This is a genomic window from Bradyrhizobium sp. USDA 4486 (genome assembly GCF_054057995.1).
Map to the genome: position 1 here is coordinate 7454550 of NZ_JBSRZV010000001.1, position 17414 is coordinate 7471963.

The window sequence follows — 17414 nt, forward strand, 5'->3', positions numbered from 1 at the left end:
AAGCCCTCCGTCGCACTCATGCAAATTTGTAACGGAATTACGGTGACAGTGCACTAAACCCGTCAACTGATGCTTAGGCTTTGGATATTAGTGCACTGTCACCGTAACTAAGAGGTGCCGCCGATTATCTTCTTGGAGCGCAGATCATCAAAAATTGCGGAAACAGAGCTTGATGCGCTGCTTCCGTTTCCCACGAAAAGTCGGCCACCCGCGCTCACCTCTCCCGATCCCACCCAGAGGTTTCTTGCGGTAGCTGGATCAACGAGGCGTGCCTTGAACACCGTTTGACGGCTGTATCTGTGCATGGGGGTTGCTGTTCCAGTCATCGTGCCGGACGTACTTCCTGCTAGGGAAACATTCGAGATATTTCCGTTGCGTGTAACAGTGCCGTTAACATCGGTCGAACCCGAATATTGGCCTTGAAAGAACGTGCCAGCGTATTCCTTGACGACGCCCGTATCCCCCACAGTTATGATTAGAACTGCATCGACGCTGTTGTCGGCCAATACTTTCCGAATTTCCGCGTCAGTGTAAGTTCGCGTCGGTGGAAGGAGCGCGTAGGCATCCTCGGCCCCAATACCTCGCTTCGCCGATTCCTCAGCGATGCTCGATTGGAAACTGGAAGCCAGTCCTGTAGGCGCGACGACGTAAGCTGCTATGCGTTGTACGGGCCGCGCCGGTAAATCTCGGTCAGCGTAACCCTGCATGGCAGTAGTTATGCAGCCTGACAGCAGAATCGCGGCCAAGCAAAGCAATACGGACCCAAACCGTGCCATGTGATTTCCCCCCCGGTCACGCTAGTACAGCGTTCAGGAGGGCGCCACCGAAAGTTGCGGCCTTCAGAACGGCGTGACCATCATCTCCATCGGTGCGGCGAATTCCGTCGGTGGTCTGTACCTGATCCCACAAGAGGAGAAGGTAGAAGGGCTTGGCACGCCCCGGAATGACGGAGAGTTCGGGCCCACCCCCTTGAGCCCCACCCCGATTCGTGCGACCTCCGCGACCAGCAAAACCCCTCATTTTCCGAGCCTTCGATGCACATTCTCCTGCTTGGTTCCGGCGGCCGCGAACATGCTCTGGCGTGGAAGATCGCGGCCTCCCCCCTGGTGACCAAATTCTGGTGCGCGCCCGGCAATGCCGGCATCGCGCGCGAGGCGGAATGCGTGGCGCTCGACATCGCCGACCATGCCGCCATGATCGCCTTCTGCAAGGCGAACGCGGTCGAGCTGGTCGTGATCGGCCCGGAGACGCCGCTGGCGGCCGGCATCGTCGATGATCTCACCGCCGCCGGCATCAAGGCATTCGGGCCGAGCCGGGCGGCGGCGCAGCTCGAGAGCTCCAAGGGCTTCACCAAGGCGCTGTGCACCGAGTTCGGCATTCCGACCGGCGCCTACAAGCGCTTCACCAGCGCCAAGGATGCGCTCGCTTACGTGCAGAGCCGGGGCGCGCCGATCGTCGTGAAGGCCGACGGTCTTGCCGCCGGCAAGGGCGTCGTCGTCGCCAAGACCGTGCGCGAGGCGGAGGACGCCATCGCCATGATGTTCGAGGGCGCCTTTGGCGAGGCCGGCGCGGAGGTCGTGATCGAGGAGTTTCTGCCGGGACGCGAGATCAGCTTCTTTGCCCTCTGCGACGGCGAGACCGCGATCCCGCTCGCCTCGGCGCAGGACCACAAGCGCGTGTTCGACCACGACGTCGGCCCGAACACCGGCGGCATGGGCGCCTATTCGCCGACGCCTTTGGTGACGCCGGCGATCCACGACGCGATCATGGCGAAGATCATCCGGCCGACGGTATCAGGCATGAAGCAGCGCGGCACGCCGTTCCGCGGCATTCTCTACGCCGGCATCATGCTGACGACGCAGGGGCCAAAGCTGTTCGAGTTCAACGTGCGTTTCGGCGACCCCGAGTGCCAGGTGCTGATGCTGCGCATGATGAGCGACATCGTGCCGGCCTTCCTCGCCGCCTGCGACGGGGAGCTCAAGCACTTCGATCTGCGCTGGCATCCGGAAACCGCGCTGACCGTGGTGATGGCGGCGAAGGGCTATCCCGGCGACTACCAGAAGGGCACGCGCATCGAGGGGCTCGATGAGGCCGGGCAGGTCGAGACGGTCGAGATCTTCCATGCCGGCACGGTCGAGAAGGACGGCGCGATCCTCGCCAATGGCGGCCGCGTGCTCAATGTCTGCGCGCTGGGCAAGACCGTGACGGAGGCGCAGAGCCGCGCGTATCAGGCCGTCGACCGCATCCACTGGCCGGACGGCTTCTGCCGCCGCGACATCGGCTGGCAGGCGGTGGAAGCCGAGAAGGCGAAGACCTAGCCCGTCATTCCGGACGGCGCGTGCAGCGCGCCGATCCGGAATCTCGACATGCGGGCGCCATCTCGACATTCCAGAAATGCGCAATCAGCTGTTGGGGTTAGCAGCCCCGCTGATAATACCGCTACTGTGCATGGGGTTGTTTTCGAATTTTGTCGAGGCCCCCTCGCGACTGACCAGTTAAGGATGCAACAAGATGTCCGATCTCGCCGACCTCTATCCCGGCTTCGCCTCGGAATGGATCAACACCTCCTTCGGCCGCATCTTCGCCCGCATCAGTGGCGAGGGGCCGCCGCTGTTGCTGCTGCACGGCTTTTCCGAGACGCACGTGATGTGGCACCGCGTGGCGCCGCAGCTTGCCGACAAGTTCACGCTGATCATCGCTGACCTGCCCGGCTATGGCTGGTCCGACATGCCCGAGAGCGACGCGCTGCACATCCCCTACAGCAAGCGCGCGATGGCGAAAGCCATGGTCGAGGCGATGGAGCGGCTCGGCCACGTGCACTTCGCGCTCGCCGGCCACGACCGCGGCGGCCGCGTGTCGTATCGCCTGGCGCTCGACCATCCCGGCCGACTGTCGAAGCTCGCGGTGCTCGATATCCTGCCGACCTATAATTACTGGGAGCGGATAAACCGCGCCTATGCGCTGAAGATCTATCACTGGACTTTTCTGGCCCAGCCCGCGCCGCTGCCGGAGACGCTGATCTCCGCCAACGGCGAATTCTTCCTGCGCTTCAAGATGGCGAGCCAGACCAAGTCGAGGACGCTGGACGCGATCGACAAGCGCGCGCTCGAACATTACATCGCCCCGTTCCGCGATCCCGCCCGCGTGCATGCGATGTGCGAGGACTATCGCGCCGGCGCCTATTTCGACTACGATCTCGACAAGGCCGATTTCGAGGCCGGCAAGAAGATCACGGTGCCGATGCTCGCCCTGTGGGGCAATGCCGGCGTGGCACAGGCCGCCGCGACGCCGCTCGACACCTGGAAGCAATGGGCGACCAACGTCGACGGCATGCCGGTGGATTCCGGGCACTTCCTCACCGAGGAGAATCCCGACGTCACCGCGAAAGCGCTGCGCGCGTTTTTCTCGGCTTGAGCCACACCGCACGCCAAGCATGCAACTGTCATCGCCCGCGAAGGCGGGCGCTCCAGTACTCCGAGACGGATGTGGTTGAACCGATAAGCCGCGGCGTACTGGATGCCCCGCCTTCGCGGGGCATGACAGCGGAGTGTGTGGCGCTGCTACCGCCGCTCCCGAAAGAAGTCCTTGAGCAGCCGCGCCGCCTCGCTCTCCCCGACGCCGGAATAGACGTCCGGTGCGTGATGGCACGTCGGCGAGGCAAAGAACCGCACGCCGGACTCGACCGCGCCGCCCTTGGGGTCGGCGGCGCCGTAATAGAGCCGGCGGACCCTTGCAAATGAGATCGCGCCCGCACACATGGTGCAGGGCTCCAGCGTCACGTAGAGGTCGCAATCGACGAGACGCTCGCTGCCGATTTTCCTGGCTGCCTCGCGCAGCGCAACGAGTTCGGCATGGGCGGTGGGGTCATGGTCGGTCAGCGTCCGGTTGCCGGCGGTCGCGACGACCTCGTTATCCCTGACCACCGCGCATCCGATCGGAACCTCGCCCGATTTTCCGGCATTTTCGGCTGCCTGGAGCGCCAAATCCATGAAAGAAGGGGCTTTCATGCCTCGTATCATCGCCAGAAACCTGCTAGTAGCTCCGCCTTCAGCAAGAGTGAATACCGGTTTTGCCTGAGCATGCGGCTCGGAACGAGCGCGCGCACTGCTCCCGCGCCGCCCCCTTAAGTGAGATTATTCATGCCTCGCGACAGCGACAAAGACAACGATTCCCGCGGCCGGCGAGGCCCGGCCAGAGGCGGCCGCAGCGGCAAGCCCCGCGGCCCCGAGAAGAAATTCGCCAAGCGCGGCTTTGAGGGCAAAGGCGAGCGTAGGGACGACCGCCCCCGTGGTGACCGCGACAGCCGCCCCTTCCGCCGTCGCGAGGACGGCGATGCCCCGCGCCGCGATTTTGGCGACCGCCCGCGCTTCAAGCGCGACGAGCGCGGCGGCGAGGCGCGCAGCTTCAAGCCGCGTGGCGACCGTCCGTTCAAATCGCGCGGCGACCGTCCGAAATTCGATCGTGACGATCGCGCCGGGCGAGGCGAGCGCTCCGAGCGCCGCTCCGATGAGCGCAAGTTTTCGCGCGGCAGCTCGGATCGTCCGCGCAAGGATTTTGGCCGAGACCGCGACTTCGGCGATCGCAAGCGCAGCTTTGGTGACCGTCCGCGCGATCGTGGCGAACCCAGGGATTCAAAGCCGTGGCAGAAGCGCGATGATCGTGCGCGCGGCGACCGGCCCCGCAAGAGCTTCGACAAGGATTTCGGCGGCCGCGATCGCGGCGAGGAAAAACCCTGGCGTCAGCGCGACGATCGCCGCGAAGGCGGCCGCGGCGAGGACCGTCCCCGCTTCTCGCGCGCGCGCGATGATCGGGCGCCGGGTGATCGCCCGTTCCGCGATCGGCCGAAATTCGATCGGCCGCGTGACCGCGACAGCGAACGTGGGGACCGTCCGAAATTCGATCGCCCGCGCCAGCGGCCTGAGGGACGCATGGACTGGCAGGAGCATCCGCGCAGCGAGGGCCGTTTTCGCGACCGGCCGCGCCGCGACAATGAGGACGACAGCAGGATCTTCGAGAAGCGCCCCGCCTTTGGCGGCCGCGGCGCCTATCGCGAGCGCGACCGCGATTTCGACGGGCGTCCGCGTCGTGAGGAAGCGCCGAAGCCGAAGAAGGCCGGTGAGCGCATCGCCAAGGCGCTGGCCCGTGCGGGCCTCGCCTCGCGACGCGACGCCGAGGAGATGGTCACGCAGGGCCGCGTCACCGTCAACGGAAGGGTGATCAACTCGCCGGCGCTCGACATCACGCAGAACGACGTCGTCCTGGTCGACGGCAAGCCGTTGCCGCCGCGCGAGCGCACCCGGCTGTTCCTCTATCACAAGCCGCGCGGGCTGATGACGACGCATGACGACCCGGAAGGCCGGCCGACCGTGTTCGACAATCTGCCGGAAGGTCTGCCGCGGCTGATCAGTGTCGGCCGGCTCGACTTCAATACCGAAGGGCTGCTGCTGCTCACAAATGACGGCGGGCTCGCCCGCACGCTCGAGCTGCCGGACACCGGGTGGCTGCGCCGCTACCGCGTCCGCGCCCATGGCGACGTCACGCAGGCGCAGCTCGACGAGCTCAAGGGCGGCATCGAGATCGACGGTGTCAAATATGGTCCGATCGAAGCGACGCTGGAACGCGACCAGGGCGCCAATGTCTGGCTGGTGTTCGCGATCCGCGAAGGCAAGAACCGCGAGGTGCGCAACGTCTGCGCCCATCTCGGGCTCGAGGTGAACCGGCTGATCCGGGTCTCCTACGGCCCGTTCCAGCTCGGCGAGATCCCCGAAGGCCAGGTCGAGGAGATCCGCTCGCGCGTGCTGCGCGAGCAGCTCGGCCACAAGGTGATCGAGAAATCGGGCGCCGAGTTCGACGTGCCCGCGAAATCCGCCGGTCGCGGTGAGGATGCGCCGAAGAAGCCGATGAAGCGCGCGGTGATCAACGACCGTAAGGGCCGCCGCGTCCTGGTGCAGCGCACCGGCAGCGAGGAAGCGCGCGAGCGTAACGAGATGGAAGCGAACGGCTACGGCCCGCCGCGCCGTCCCAAGCGCGGCTATCACGGCAAGCGCGACCTGACGCCGCGGGAGGACTAGCTTGCGCGTCGTCGGCGGCAGGTTGAAGGGGCGCAATCTCGCCTCACCGTCCTCGCGCGATATCCGCCCGACTGCGGATCGCTTACGCGAGTCCGTGTTCAACATCCTCGTGCACGCCTATGACGATCCGATTGCGGATGCGCGCGTGCTCGATCTCTTTGCCGGCACCGGCGCGCTCGGCATCGAAGCATCGTCGCGCGGGGCGAAGTTCACATTGTTCGTGGACAACGGCGCGGAGGCGCGAGCGCTGCTGCGGAATAATGTCGAGTCGCTCGGCCTTGGCGGCGTGACGAAGGTCTATCGCCGTGATGCGACCGATCTCGGCCCCGCCCATCCGGTCGAGCCGTTCTCGCTGGTGTTCCTCGATCCGCCCTATGGCAAGGGCTTTGCGGAGAAGGCGCTAGCGTCCTTGCGCGATGGTGGCTGGCTGACGCCGGGTGCACTGGTGGTGGTGGAGGAGGCGAAGGCCGCGCAGTTCGTGACGCCGGAAGGGTATGAGGAGCTGGAGCGGCGGGCATACGACGACACGGAGTTCGTCTTCTTGAAGAGGCCGTAGGGCCGCGCTGCCTACGGCACCGTCACCGCCGCCCGAACAGCTTCTCGACATCAGCGAGCTTCAGTTCGACATAGGTCGGCCGGCCGTGATTGCACTGGCCGGAGTTCGGCGTCTCCTCCATCTCGCGGAGCAGGGCGTTCATCTCCTCGGGCCGCAAGCGGCGGCCGGCGCGCACCGAGCCGTGACAGGCCATGGTCGCCGCGACATGCATCAGGCGGCGTTCGAGAGGGAGCGCCTCGTCCCACTCGGCCATGTGCTCGGAGAGATCACGCAGCAAGCCGCCGGCATTGGTCTTGCCGAGCAGCGACGGCGTCTCGCGCACCGCAACGGCGCCGGGGCCGAAGGATTCGATCGCGAGCCCAAATGAAGCAAGCTCCTCGCTGCGCTCCAGTAGGCGCTCCACCGTGGCCTCGTCCATCTCGACGATCTCGGGGATCAGGAGGATCTGCCGCTGCACGCCGTTCGCGGCGAGCGAGGCCTTCAGCCGCTCATAGACGATGCGCTCATGCGCGGCGTGCTGGTCGACGATGATGAGGCCGTCGCGGGTCTGCGAGACGATATAGGTCTCGTGGATCTGCGTGCGCGCCGCGCCGAGCGGGCGGTCGACGAGGTCGGCTACGGGCTGTGTTTCGATCCGGATGTCAGCGCTGGGTCCGCCGACATCGAACGCAGCCTGCGCGCGCTCGGCGAAGACCGGCGCGGCCGAACGTTCGAAGGATGGCATCGGCGCGACCGGAGCCGACGGCGAGGCGCGCCAGTCCCAGCCTGCGGGGCGCGGCGTGAAGGCGGGCCGGAACGATGCCAAGGCACTCTCGCCGCTATTGGCAGCGGTGCGGCGGCCCTCGCGCGCGAGGCCTTCCTTCAACCCGTGTACGATTAGCGCGCGGACAAGGCCGGCATTGCGGAAGCGCACCTCGGTCTTGGCCGGGTGCACGTTGGCATCGACCTCGCGCGGATCGAGCGTGACGAACAGCGCCAGCACCGGATGGCGGTCGCGCGGCAGATAGTCGGCATAGGCCCCGCGCACGGCCCCCAGGATCAGCTTGTCGCGGACCGGGCGGCCGTTGACGAAGAGATATTGCCCGAGCGCATTGGCCTTGGTCAGCGCGGGAGCCGCGGCATAACCAGCGACGACGACGCCCTCGCGTTCGGCATGCACTTCGAAAGCATGGCTGCGGAATTCTGCGCCCAGGATATCGCCTAGCCGTGTCAGGCGGCCTGCGGCGCCGGGCAGGGCGGCGGCCCAGGTCACCGGCGCGCGCTCTTCTCCGGCAAGCGTGAAGGCGACGTCGGGCCGCGCCATCGCAAGGCGCCGCACCACCTCGCGGATCGCCTCTGCCTCGGTCCGGTCGGTCTTCAAAAATTTCAGCCGCGCCGGCGTCGCGTAGAAGAGATCATTGACCTCGACGCGCGTGCCGAGCGCCAGCGCCGCCGGCATGATCTCGGACTTCTCGCCGCCCTCGACATTGAGAGCCCAGGCATGCGGCTCGCTGGCATGGCGCGTGGTGATCGACAGCCGCGCCACCGAACCGATCGAGGGCAGCGCCTCGCCGCGGAACCCGAGCGTGCGGATCTGGAGCAGATCCTCATCGTCGAGCTTTGACGTGGCATGGCGCTCGACCGCGAGCGCGAGGTCGTTTGCGGTCATGCCGCTGCCATCGTCGGTGATGCCGATCCGCCGCCGCCCACCGCCGTCGGTGAAAACGTCGATCCGGCTCGCGCCGGCATCGATGGCGTTCTCGACCAGTTCCTTGACCACGCTCGCCGGACGCTCGACCACCTCGCCAGCGGCGATGCGGTTGACGACTTGCTCTGGAAGCTGGCGGACAGGCATGGGGCTTACGATCTGGATTCGCTGACGGCGCTATATCTTAAGCCGTGTTGCGTCAAAAGCATGTGTTCGGCAACAGCGGCGTCGTGCCCTGGGGAAGAGAGATGCCTATCACATTGAAGACATTGGACGTTCGAGAAAATCGCGCAAGCCGGATCGAGCGCCGTGCGGTGACCGTCCTCTTTGTGGGTGCCAGCATCGTGAAAAATGGCAACAGGACGGGAGGACGCCATGTGCCTTCTGTCTCCACGGTCTAGCTATCGGGCCTTAGATCTCCTTCTGCATCCCCCCGCAATGTAGTGCGCCTGCAATCCCAGCACGATCGCGCGCATCGTCAAGGCTCGCCCGTCCACATGTGCGGAGAGGCTCGCGGCGTTGCGTGTTCCGCGTTGCCTTATATGCGGAGCACAATTCCGCGAAAGCGCCGCCAAATCCCTAAACGATCACCACACGAACCGGATTGCATCATGGTCGCGCCGTTCGAACTTCTCTACGCGATGAACTGGTTCGGCCCAGTCGGACGGCGCAGCCAGCCGCCGATCCATTCATCGCGAAAATCCAGGAGAATTGGATGAAGTTGGTGAAGACCACTGCAATCGCATGCGCTCTCTCGGCGCTCGTTGTCACGCCCGTCCTCGCGCAAGGTACGTCGTCTGGTGCCAAGCCTGGCGGCACCGTGCAAAGCAAACCCATGCAAGGCAACACGATCGGCAGCGGCGACGAGGAGATGAACGCCCAGCCGGGCGCAGCGGGTGAGACGACGGGCATGAAGCCGACAAAGGGCACCAGAAGCACGGTCGGCACCACGGGCAGCTCCGCGCACAAGGGGACCGCCGACGATGCCGCGACGGGCGGTGCAGCTCCATCCAAGCGTTACTAGTCCCGCCGGTGACACGGCAAAACTCCGGTCGCGTTGCGGCCGGAGTTTTTTCGACTGCGTCTGCTAATCGTCGAAGCGGCCGCCACGGCCGGCCTTGACATCGCTGCGGCGCTTCTTGCCTTCGAGTCTGCGCTGCTTGGAGGCGAAGGTCGGCCGCGTCGCGCGGCGCGGCGTCGGGCGCACCATCGCCTCGCGCAACATCTCCGTGAGGCGGTCGATGGCATCCTGGCGGTTGCGCTCCTGGGTGCGGAAGCGCTGCGCATGGATCACGATCACGCCGTCCTTGGTCATGCGCTGGCCGGCGATGCGGGCGAGCCGGATGGCCGCATCCTCCGGAATGGTCAGCTTGCGGGTGTCGAAACGCAACTGGGCCGAGGTCGCGACCTTGTTGACGTTCTGCCCGCCCGGGCCGGAGGCGCGGACAAAGCCGATCTCGATGTCGTCCTCGTCGATGACGAGATCGCGGGATATCCGCAGCATGATGGCACCATTTGCGATGTCCGGACATATCGCGGACGTCCACGTTCGGCAATGGCGCTCATGCAAACGCGAATCGCCGGGGCTAAGCCCGGCCATCTGATGAACCGCTGGAGAAGGGGCTCAGTTCGACTTCGCCGCCGGTGCAGCCGCCGGCTGCGCGGCGGCCTGCGGGGTGCGGCCGACCACGACGGTCAGCAGGCCCTGGCCCCAGAGGCGCCTGGCGGCTGCCTTGGCGTCGTCCAGCGTCACCGCATCGACGATGGCGTTGCGCTTCTCGATATAGTCGATCGGCAGCTTGTCCTGCTGGTACTGCAGCAGCGCCTGGGCGAGCTTGGAGGAGGTGTCGAGCGCCAGCATCTGCGAGCCCTTGAGGTAGGACTTGGCCTCGTCGAGCTCCTTCTGCGTCGGGCCCTCCTCGGCGATGCGGCGCACCTCCTTCTCGATGGCATCAATGGTGTCGCCGGCCCGGTCGGCGCGCGTGCCGGTGTTGCCGATGAAGACGGCCGAATGCTCCATCCAGAGCAGCGATTCGAACACCGAATAGGCGAGGCCGCGCTTCTCGCGCACCTCGCGATAGAGCCGCGAGGACAGTCCGCCGCCGCCCAGGATGTGGTTGACGACATAGGCCGCCATGAAGTTGGGATCGCTGCGCTTCACGCCGGGACCGCCGAAGGTGATGACGGTCTGCGGCACGTCGAGCGTCACGAAGGCGCGCTGCGGCGGCTTGGCCGCCTCGATGTCGGGTACCGGCGTCAGGTTGGCCTTGGCGGGAAGACTGCCAAAGGTATGGTCGAGCAGCTTGCCGAGGGTCTCGGGATCGACGTCGCCGACCACGGCGATCTTCAGCCCGCCCTTGGCGAGCACGCGGCCGACATAATCCTTCAGGTCGGCGACCGTGATGTTCGGCACGCTGTCGAGGGTGCCGTTGGTCTGCCGGCCATAGGGATGATCGCCGAAGGCGACCTCCAGGAACTTGCGGCTCGCCAGCGAGGTCGGATTGGTGGTCTCGCGGCGCAGGCCCGAGACTACCTGCGAGCGGATGCGCTCGACATCGGTGCCGTCAAAATGCGGCGAGGTCAGCGCGCTCCTGAGCAGGTCGAAGGCCTCGTCCTTGTTGTCGCGCAGCATACGCAGGCTGCCGCGGAATGCATCGCGGGTGGCGCTGAAGGAGAGCTCGATGGCGCGGCGGTCGAGCCGCTCATGGAAGGTCTTGGAGTCGAGATCGCCCGAGCCTTCGTCGAGCAGGTCGCCGACGAGGTTGGCGACGCCCGACTTGTCCTTGGGATCCTGCGCCGAGCCGCCGGCAAAGGAATATTCCATGGCGATCAGGGGCACGGTCGCGTCCTGCACGAACCAGGCCTCGATGCCGCCCGGCGAGACCAGGCGCTGGATCTTTGCGGCCGCTTGCGATGGCGAGATGCTCGCGAGCGCGAGCGCCGCGCCGGTGGCAAGGGAGAATGCAACGCGTCGAAGGAAGGGATAGGTCACGAACGCTTCTCCTCGCGCTTGGCGGTGGCGGTGTCCTTGATCAGATAGCCGGTCACCGAGCGCTTCTTCTCTAGCCATTTCTGCGCAACGGCGCGCACCTGTTCGGCGGTGACCGCGCGGATGCGGTCCGGCCAGCTCCTGATATCCTCGATCGACAGGCCCGTGGTCAGCGCGCCGCCATACCAGCGCGCGAGCACCGCCTGATTGTCCTGGGCGTAGATCGCCTCGGCAATGAGCTGGGTCTTCACCCGCTCGAGGTCCTCGGCGCGGATCGGGTTCTGCGCGATGTCGGCGATGACGCCATCGATCACCTGCTCGACCTCGGTGAAGCTGACGCCGGGTTTCGGCGCGGCCGAGATCGCGAACTGGGTCGGGTCGAGCGAGATGCTCGAATAGCTGGCGCTGGCGGAGACCGCGAGCGGCTTGTCGACGACGAGGGCGCGGTAGAGATAGGAGTTGCTGCCGCTGCCCATCAGCTGCGCCAGCACGTCGAGGGCTGCGCTTTCGCCGGCCGCGGCGGTCGTCGCCGAGGGCACGAGATAGTAGCGCCGCAGGTTCGGCTGCTCGACGCGCGGATCGGCCAGCGTGACGGTGCGCGGCGCCGCCGGCTCCGGCTCCTGCGGCCGGACGCGCCGCGCCGGAATCGCGGGCTGCGCCGGGATCGCGCCGAAATTGCGCTCGACCAGCGGGCGGACATCGGCGGCCTCGACGTCGCCGGCGATCACCAGGATCGCATTGTTCGGCGCGTAGAAGCGGCGGTAGAAGGCGAGCGCGTCCTCGCGGTCGAGCTTCTCGATCTCCTGGTGCCAGCCGATCACCGGCCGGCCGTAGGGATGATTGAGATAGAGCGCGGCCATGATCTGCTCGTTGAGCCGCGCATCGGGATTGTTGGCAACGCGCATGTTGTACTCTTCGAGCACCACGTCGCGCTCCGGCAGCACGTTCTCATCCTTGAGAATCAGGCCGGTCATGCGGTCGGCCTCGAACTCCATCATGGTCGGCAGCTGCTCTTTCGGAACGCGCTGGTAGTAGTTGGTGTAGTCGACCGAGGTCGAGGCGTTCTCGTTGCCGCCGACGCGGAGCACGGTCTGGGAGAATTCGCCGACCGGATGCTTCGAGGTACCCTTGAACATCAGATGCTCGAGGAAGTGCGCCAGGCCGGACTTGCCCGGGGTCTCGTCGGCCGAGCCGACCTTGTACCAGATCATCTCGGTGACCACGGGCGTGCGGTGGTCCGGGATCACCACGACCTGCATGCCGTTCTGAAGCGTGAAGCTGGCCGGCGGGGCCGACGTCACACTGGTCTGGGCGAGGGCGCTGGCTGAGAGGACGCTCGTCGAAAGCAGCGCGGCAAGGAGGCAGGCAGCCGATCGGTAAGAGGACATCATCATCCTTATGAAAGGCCCAGTCCGGATCTCCGGCTCGGTGGCGCGGTATGCTACACCGCGCGGCTGAGGCTTCGCGTCACGAAGCAGAGAACTCAACGCATAGGCAAGTTACTGATAGGCAATTTATCGGACGCGTCCGGCGTGCAGGGGCCGCCGGCGCCAGGTCCGCTTGGGTCAGGATGTCGCGTTGGGACGGAACGTTATTGTTCCTTGTCCTTGCCCGACATGATGTCGAAGTAAGTCTTCTTCGTATTGTCCTTGCCGGCGCCGTAGGCGTAGTTCGGCGAGGGAGTCTGGTAGCCCGGCGGCGGCTCGACCAGCGACTGACGCGGCGGCTCGCTGGTGAATTGCTTTTCTTCAGGGGTGCCGCCCTTCAACATGCCCCATAGGCCGCCGGTGAAACCGAGCTGGGCCGGGCTCAGCGACGGATTGGCGTTGGTGCCCGGCTGAATCGGATCATTGCTGGTACGCTCGGGGGCCGCGGTCCTGCCCACTTCCATCTCGGCCGGTGAAAGCGTGCGGCCAGCCTGCCAATTCTCCGTCGCCTTGACGGCCTTCTTCCGCGCGGCGATCGCCTCCTTGCGGCGTTTCTCGTCGGGGTCCTTCGGCCAGTTCGGCGCATTCTTGGCCTGGGCGGCTGCGGGCGGCGGCAGGTCGAGCTTGGGCGGCACGACCAACGGCGAGCGCTCGCGGTATTCGATGCCGGGCTTTTCCATGCTCTTGGCGCCGATGCCGGACATCAGATTGTCGATGAGCTTCTCTTCGAAGGTCATCCCATCATCTTCGTCCTCGTCGTCACCGGCGCGGGCGGCGCCTGCTGCCATGACGAGACCGATGCCGAGCGCGACAGCGGACACTTTCAACGCCCGCCAGACCCCGCCTTGGGGATCTCGAACCATTGAACCGCTGGTTTTCGAGCTGCGCATCACCGTACCTGTTCCATATTGTGGCAGATTGCCGCTCGCACGCGGCCTAACCCTCGCAAAAACAGGGTTCCACCTGCCGGTCCGTATCGGCCGGGATCAGGGCGCTTTTGCGGCGGGTACCCCCAGGAAGGAATCATACAATAGCGCCCCCACCCCAGCAACGATGGCCACGTCCGCGAGATTAAACACATACCAATTATAGGTTTTTCCGGCGATTTCGACGTGGAGCAAGGCGAAATCGACCACCGCGCCATAAGCGAGGCGGTCGATGCCGTTGCCGATCGCGCCCCCGATGATCAGGCCGAGCGCGACCGTCGCGAGCAAGGTGTGCGAGCGGGTCATCCAGATCGCCAGCGCCACCACGGCAATGGCCTTGACCGCCATCAGCGCGATCTGCGCCGCCTGGCCGTCGTTCTGGAGCCAGCCGAAGCTGATGCCGATGTTCCAGGCCAGCACCAGGTCGAAGAACGGCGTCACCCGCACCACGCCGCGATGGGCGAGGTCGAACACGTTCAGCAGCCAAAGCTTCGAGGCCTGGTCGAGGATGACCGTGACCACGGCCGAGAGGGTGCCGAGGCGGAGCGGGGTCATGGCTGGCCGATCAGACGCTCACGCCCAACGCCTTCCATTCGCGCAGTGCCTTCGCATCGCGCGGGGTGACGTCGGGATATTCGGCGTCCTCGCCGACGCTTGGCGAGATCTTCCAGGAGCGGGCGCATTTGGTGCCGACCGCCTTCTCGACCACGACCGCAACACCGGGCACGGCATCGAGGCGGAACGCGCTCGCCGGCGCCTCGCCCTCGCGCAGCTCGTAGTTCGAGGTGATGCAGACCTCGGCGAGATCGACGTCGAACAGCGTCATCATCACGTCCCTGTCGGCGACATAGATCACCGGCGAGGCTTCCAGCGACGAGCCGATGTTCTTGGCGGCGCGCTCGAGCTCGAGCGCGCCGGTGACGACGCGGCGAATGTCGCGGATCGTCTCCCACTTCGCGGCGAGCTTGTCGTCGCGCAGGCTTTCGATATCGGTGGGGAACAGGGTCAGATGGACCGACGGCTCCGCGTTGGGGCGGAACATCCGCCAGGCCTCGTCCGTCGTAAAGCTCAGGATCGGCGCGAGCCACTTCAAGAGGGCATCGCACAAGAGCTCGATCGCGGTGAGCGCCGCCTTGCGCGCCACCGAGGACGGCGGATCGCAATACAGCGTGTCCTTGCGGATATCGAAGTAGAACGCCGACAGCTCGGAGTTCATGAAAGCCGACAGGCTTGCGACCACGGTCTTGTAGTCAAACGCGGCATAGGCCTTGCGGATGGTTTCGGCGTGGCCGGCCAGCTCGTGCAGCATCAGCCGCTCGAGCTCGGGCATCTCGGCATAGGCGACCTTCTCGCTCGCCTTGAAGTGATGCAGCGTCCCGAGCATCCAGCGGATCGAGTTGCGCAGCTTGCGATAGGTCTCGATGGTGTTCTTCAGGATCTCCGGGCCGATGCGCTGGTCGTCGGCATAGTCGGTGGCGCAGACCCACAGACGCAGGATATCCGCGCCGGAATCCTTGATCACCTTCTGCGGCTCGACGGTGTTGCCGAGCGACTTCGACATCTTGCGGCCGTTCTCGTCGAGCGTGAAGCCGTGGGTCAGCACGATGTCATAAGGTGCGCGGCCGCGCGTGCCCGAGCTCTCCAGCAGCGAGGAGTGGAACCAGCCGCGATGCTGGTCGCTGCCTTCCAGATACATCACGGTGTCGTCGCCGCCGTCGACCTTGCGGACGATGTTGCCGAGCTGCGGAAAGTTCTGGCGATCCTCGAGCACGAAGGCGTGCGTCGAGCCGGAATCGAACCAGACATCGCAGATGTCGTCGACCTTCTTCCAGTCTTCGTTCGCGCGGGCGCCGAGGAAGCGCTCGCGGGCGCCGTCCATGTACCAGGCGTCGGCGCCTTCCTCCATGAAGGCTTCGGTGATGCGCTGGTTGACGATCTCGTCCTGCAGGATTTCGGCCGAGCCGTCGGCCTTCTCGCGCACGAACACGGCGATCGGCACGCCCCAGGCGCGCTGACGCGAGATCACCCAGTCGGGGCGATTGGCGATCATGCCGTTGATGCGGTTCTCGCCGGACGGCGGCACCCATTGGGTCACCGAGATCGCGTGCAGCGCGCGGGCGCGCAGCGTGTCGCCCTTCTTCGCATGGCCGTTCTCGCTGACGTCCTTGTCCATCGCGATGAACCATTGCGGCGTGTTGCGGAAGATCACCGGCTTCTTCGAGCGCCAGGAATGCGGATATTGGTGCTTGAGGCGGCCGCGTGCGAGCAGCTTGCCGCCCTCGATCAGCGCCTTGATCACCGCCTCGTTGGCATCGCCCTTCTCGCCCTTGTCGTTGAGCACGCGCTTGCCGGTGAAGCCGGGGGCATGGGCGGTGTAGGCGCCGTTCTCGTCGACGGTGTAGGGGATCGCAGTCGAGATGCCGCGCGCATCGAGCTCGCGCGCATTCGCCATCCAGGCATCGAAATCCTCGCGGCCATGGCCGGGGGCGGTGTGCACGAAGCCGGTGCCGGTGTCGTCGGTGACATGCTCTCCGGCGAGCAGCGGAACGACGAACTCGTAACCGCCGCCGACCCCGCGCAGCGGATGGGCGCATTCGACCGCGTCCAGCGTGTCGCCGGGAATGTCGCGCACCTTCTCGTAAGAGGTGACGCGCGCCTGCTTGAACACGTCCGCAGCCAGCGCATCGGCCAGGATCAGGAGATCGCCGGTCTTGGCCCAATTATCCGCGGGGGCGTCCGTGACCTTGTAGAGCCCGTAGGCGATCTTCGGCGAGAACGAGATGGCGCGGTTGCCTGGCAGGGTCCACGGCGTGGTGGTCCAGATCACGACGCTGGCGGAGGCGAGCGCGCCATGCGTGGGCGAGGTGACCGGAAACTTCACCCAGACCGTATCCGAGGTGTAGTCCTCATACTCAACCTCGGCCTCCGCCAGCGCAGTCTTCTCGACCACGCTCCACATCACCGGCTTGGAGCCGCGATAGAGCGTGCCGTTGGCCGCGAACTTCATCAGCTCGCGCGCAATCTGCGCTTCGGCCGGGTAGCTCATGGTCTGATAGGGATGATCCCAGTCGCCGATGATGCCGAGGCGCTTGAATTCCTCGCGTTGCACGTTGATCCAGTGCGTCGCATAGGCGCGGCACTCCTTCCGGAACGCCACCATCGCGGCGGAGTCGCGGAAATCGGGCTTCTGCTTGCCCTTCTTGCGGTAGTTCTCCTCCTCGATCTTCCATTCGATCGGCAGACCGTGGCAGTCCCAGCCGGGCACGTAGTTGGAGTCGAAGCCGAGCATCTGCTGGCTCTTGGTCACGACGTCCTTGAGGATCTTGTTCAGCGCGTGCCCGATATGGATGTTGCCGTTGGCGTAGGGCGGGCCGTCATGCAGCACGAACTTGGCGCGGCCCGCGGCGCCCTTGCGCAGTCTGTCGTAGAGGCCGATGTCGTTCCAGTATTTCAGGATCTCCGGCTCGCGCTGCGGCAGCCCGGCGCGCATCGGGAATTCGGTCTGCGGCAGGAACAGGGTCTTCGAATAGTCTTTGGCTTCAGACTTTTGGGACTTTTGCGGCTTTTCGGACATGAGGCTGACTGGCTCGGAAGGGCGCGGGAACGGATGGCGATAGGGATCGCGGGGCGAAACGTCAAAATCCCGGTCTTGCGCCGAGCCTTCAGGCTCAGGCGGAAGCCGGGCCGCTAATCCCTATGATGCGCCGCGCAAACATTGGCCCTCCATAGCAGCCGGGCCGGGCAAGCGCAAAGGTCGG

14 protein-coding genes are annotated in these 17414 nt (G+C 65.6%); 5 read left to right on the forward strand and 9 right to left on the reverse strand.

Going from position 1 to position 17414, the window contains the following annotated elements; all coding sequences use genetic code 11:
* Positions 1-107: 107 nt before the first annotated feature.
* A complete protein-coding gene (locus ACVWY3_RS35220) occupies positions 108-506 on the reverse strand; it encodes a hypothetical protein (protein WP_456842555.1) in 399 nt (132 codons plus the stop codon).
* Positions 507-1034: 528 nt separating this feature from the next.
* Between ACVWY3_RS35220 and purD the strand changes: the two genes are divergently transcribed.
* Positions 1035-2318 carry a phosphoribosylamine--glycine ligase gene (gene purD, locus ACVWY3_RS35225; protein WP_456842556.1) on the forward strand — a complete coding sequence of 428 codons (1284 nt, stop codon included), beginning with the start codon at positions 1035-1037 and terminating at the stop codon, positions 2316-2318.
* A gap of 193 nt (positions 2319-2511) precedes the next feature.
* Positions 2512-3414, forward strand: a complete 903-nt coding sequence (locus tag ACVWY3_RS35230) for an alpha/beta fold hydrolase (RefSeq protein ID WP_456842557.1) — start codon at positions 2512-2514, stop codon at positions 3412-3414.
* A 146-nt stretch (positions 3415-3560) separates the two neighbouring features.
* Here the strand turns inward: ACVWY3_RS35230 and ACVWY3_RS35235 are convergent, their stop codons facing one another.
* Positions 3561-4019 (reverse strand): nucleoside deaminase, encoded by a 459-nt coding sequence (locus ACVWY3_RS35235; protein WP_456842558.1) that lies wholly within the window; start codon positions 4017-4019, stop codon positions 3561-3563.
* A 120-nt stretch (positions 4020-4139) separates the two neighbouring features.
* Here ACVWY3_RS35235 and ACVWY3_RS35240 point away from each other — a divergent pair, with 120 nt between their 5' ends.
* Both ACVWY3_RS35240 and rsmD read left to right on the forward strand, forming a co-directional pair.
* Complete coding sequence (locus ACVWY3_RS35240; protein WP_456842559.1) at positions 4140-6071, forward strand: pseudouridine synthase; 1932 nt, start codon at positions 4140-4142, stop codon at positions 6069-6071.
* A 1-nt stretch (position 6072) separates the two neighbouring features.
* Positions 6073-6627: a 16S rRNA (guanine(966)-N(2))-methyltransferase RsmD gene (gene rsmD, locus ACVWY3_RS35245; protein ID WP_456842560.1), complete on the forward strand. Its 555-nt coding sequence runs from the start codon at positions 6073-6075 to the stop codon at positions 6625-6627.
* A gap of 22 nt (positions 6628-6649) precedes the next feature.
* On the opposite strand, the gene mutL is transcribed toward rsmD, so the two are convergent.
* The gene (gene mutL, locus ACVWY3_RS35250) at positions 6650-8461 is read right to left on the reverse strand and encodes a DNA mismatch repair endonuclease MutL (protein ID WP_456842561.1); all 1812 of its coding nucleotides are present in this window, start codon (positions 8459-8461) and stop codon (positions 6650-6652) included.
* A 568-nt stretch (positions 8462-9029) separates the two neighbouring features.
* On the opposite strand from mutL, the gene ACVWY3_RS35255 reads away from it, so the two are divergent.
* Positions 9030-9338 carry a hypothetical protein gene (locus ACVWY3_RS35255; protein WP_456842562.1) on the forward strand — a complete coding sequence of 103 codons (309 nt, stop codon included), beginning with the start codon at positions 9030-9032 and terminating at the stop codon, positions 9336-9338.
* 63 nt (positions 9339-9401) lie between these two features.
* On the opposite strand, the gene arfB is transcribed toward ACVWY3_RS35255, so the two are convergent.
* The 6 genes from arfB to ileS all read right to left on the reverse strand — a co-directional run bounded on the left by arfB (position 9402) and on the right by ileS (position 17230).
* Complete coding sequence (gene arfB / locus ACVWY3_RS35260) at positions 9402-9818, reverse strand: alternative ribosome rescue aminoacyl-tRNA hydrolase ArfB (RefSeq protein WP_456842563.1); 417 nt, start codon at positions 9816-9818, stop codon at positions 9402-9404.
* A gap of 120 nt (positions 9819-9938) precedes the next feature.
* On the reverse strand, positions 9939-11306 hold the full coding sequence (locus ACVWY3_RS35265) for a M16 family metallopeptidase (protein ID WP_456842564.1): 1368 nt from the start codon (positions 11304-11306) through the stop codon (positions 9939-9941).
* Positions 11303-12694 (reverse strand): M16 family metallopeptidase, encoded by a 1392-nt coding sequence (locus ACVWY3_RS35270; RefSeq protein ID WP_456843534.1) that lies wholly within the window; start codon positions 12692-12694, stop codon positions 11303-11305. The genes ACVWY3_RS35265 and ACVWY3_RS35270 overlap by 4 nt, the downstream gene beginning before the upstream one ends.
* Before the next feature lie 200 nt (positions 12695-12894).
* Positions 12895-13620 (reverse strand): hypothetical protein, encoded by a 726-nt coding sequence (locus ACVWY3_RS35275; protein ID WP_456842565.1) that lies wholly within the window; start codon positions 13618-13620, stop codon positions 12895-12897.
* 96 nt (positions 13621-13716) lie between these two features.
* Complete coding sequence (lspA, locus tag ACVWY3_RS35280; RefSeq protein ID WP_456842566.1) at positions 13717-14211, reverse strand: signal peptidase II; 495 nt, start codon at positions 14209-14211, stop codon at positions 13717-13719.
* A gap of 10 nt (positions 14212-14221) precedes the next feature.
* Positions 14222-17230, reverse strand: coding sequence for an isoleucine--tRNA ligase (gene ileS, locus ACVWY3_RS35285; RefSeq protein WP_456842567.1), 3009 nt, complete (start codon positions 17228-17230; stop codon positions 14222-14224).
* Positions 17231-17414 lie beyond the last annotated feature (184 nt).

Bases quoted from the DNA above. Each gene is read 5' to 3' on its own strand.
- purD (WP_456842556.1), top strand. From the start codon at position 1,035: ATGCACATTCTCCTGCTTGGTTCCGGCGGCCGCGAACATGCTCTGGCG.
- ACVWY3_RS35230 (WP_456842557.1), top strand. From the start codon at position 2,512: ATGTCCGATCTCGCCGACCTCTATCCCGGCTTCGCCTCGGAATGGATC.
- ACVWY3_RS35235 (WP_456842558.1), bottom strand. From the start codon at position 4,019: ATGATACGAGGCATGAAAGCCCCTTCTTTCATGGATTTGGCGCTCCAG.
- ACVWY3_RS35240 (WP_456842559.1), top strand. From the start codon at position 4,140: ATGCCTCGCGACAGCGACAAAGACAACGATTCCCGCGGCCGGCGAGGC.
- mutL (WP_456842561.1), bottom strand. From the start codon at position 8,461: ATGCCTGTCCGCCAGCTTCCAGAGCAAGTCGTCAACCGCATCGCCGCT.
- ACVWY3_RS35255 (WP_456842562.1), top strand. From the start codon at position 9,030: ATGAAGTTGGTGAAGACCACTGCAATCGCATGCGCTCTCTCGGCGCTC.
- arfB (WP_456842563.1), bottom strand. From the start codon at position 9,818: ATGCTGCGGATATCCCGCGATCTCGTCATCGACGAGGACGACATCGAG.
- ACVWY3_RS35270 (WP_456843534.1), bottom strand. From the start codon at position 12,694: ATGATGTCCTCTTACCGATCGGCTGCCTGCCTCCTTGCCGCGCTGCTT.
- ACVWY3_RS35275 (WP_456842565.1), bottom strand. From the start codon at position 13,620: ATGCGCAGCTCGAAAACCAGCGGTTCAATGGTTCGAGATCCCCAAGGC.
- lspA (WP_456842566.1), bottom strand. From the start codon at position 14,211: ATGACCCCGCTCCGCCTCGGCACCCTCTCGGCCGTGGTCACGGTCATC.
- ileS (WP_456842567.1), bottom strand. From the start codon at position 17,230: ATGTCCGAAAAGCCGCAAAAGTCCCAAAAGTCTGAAGCCAAAGACTAT.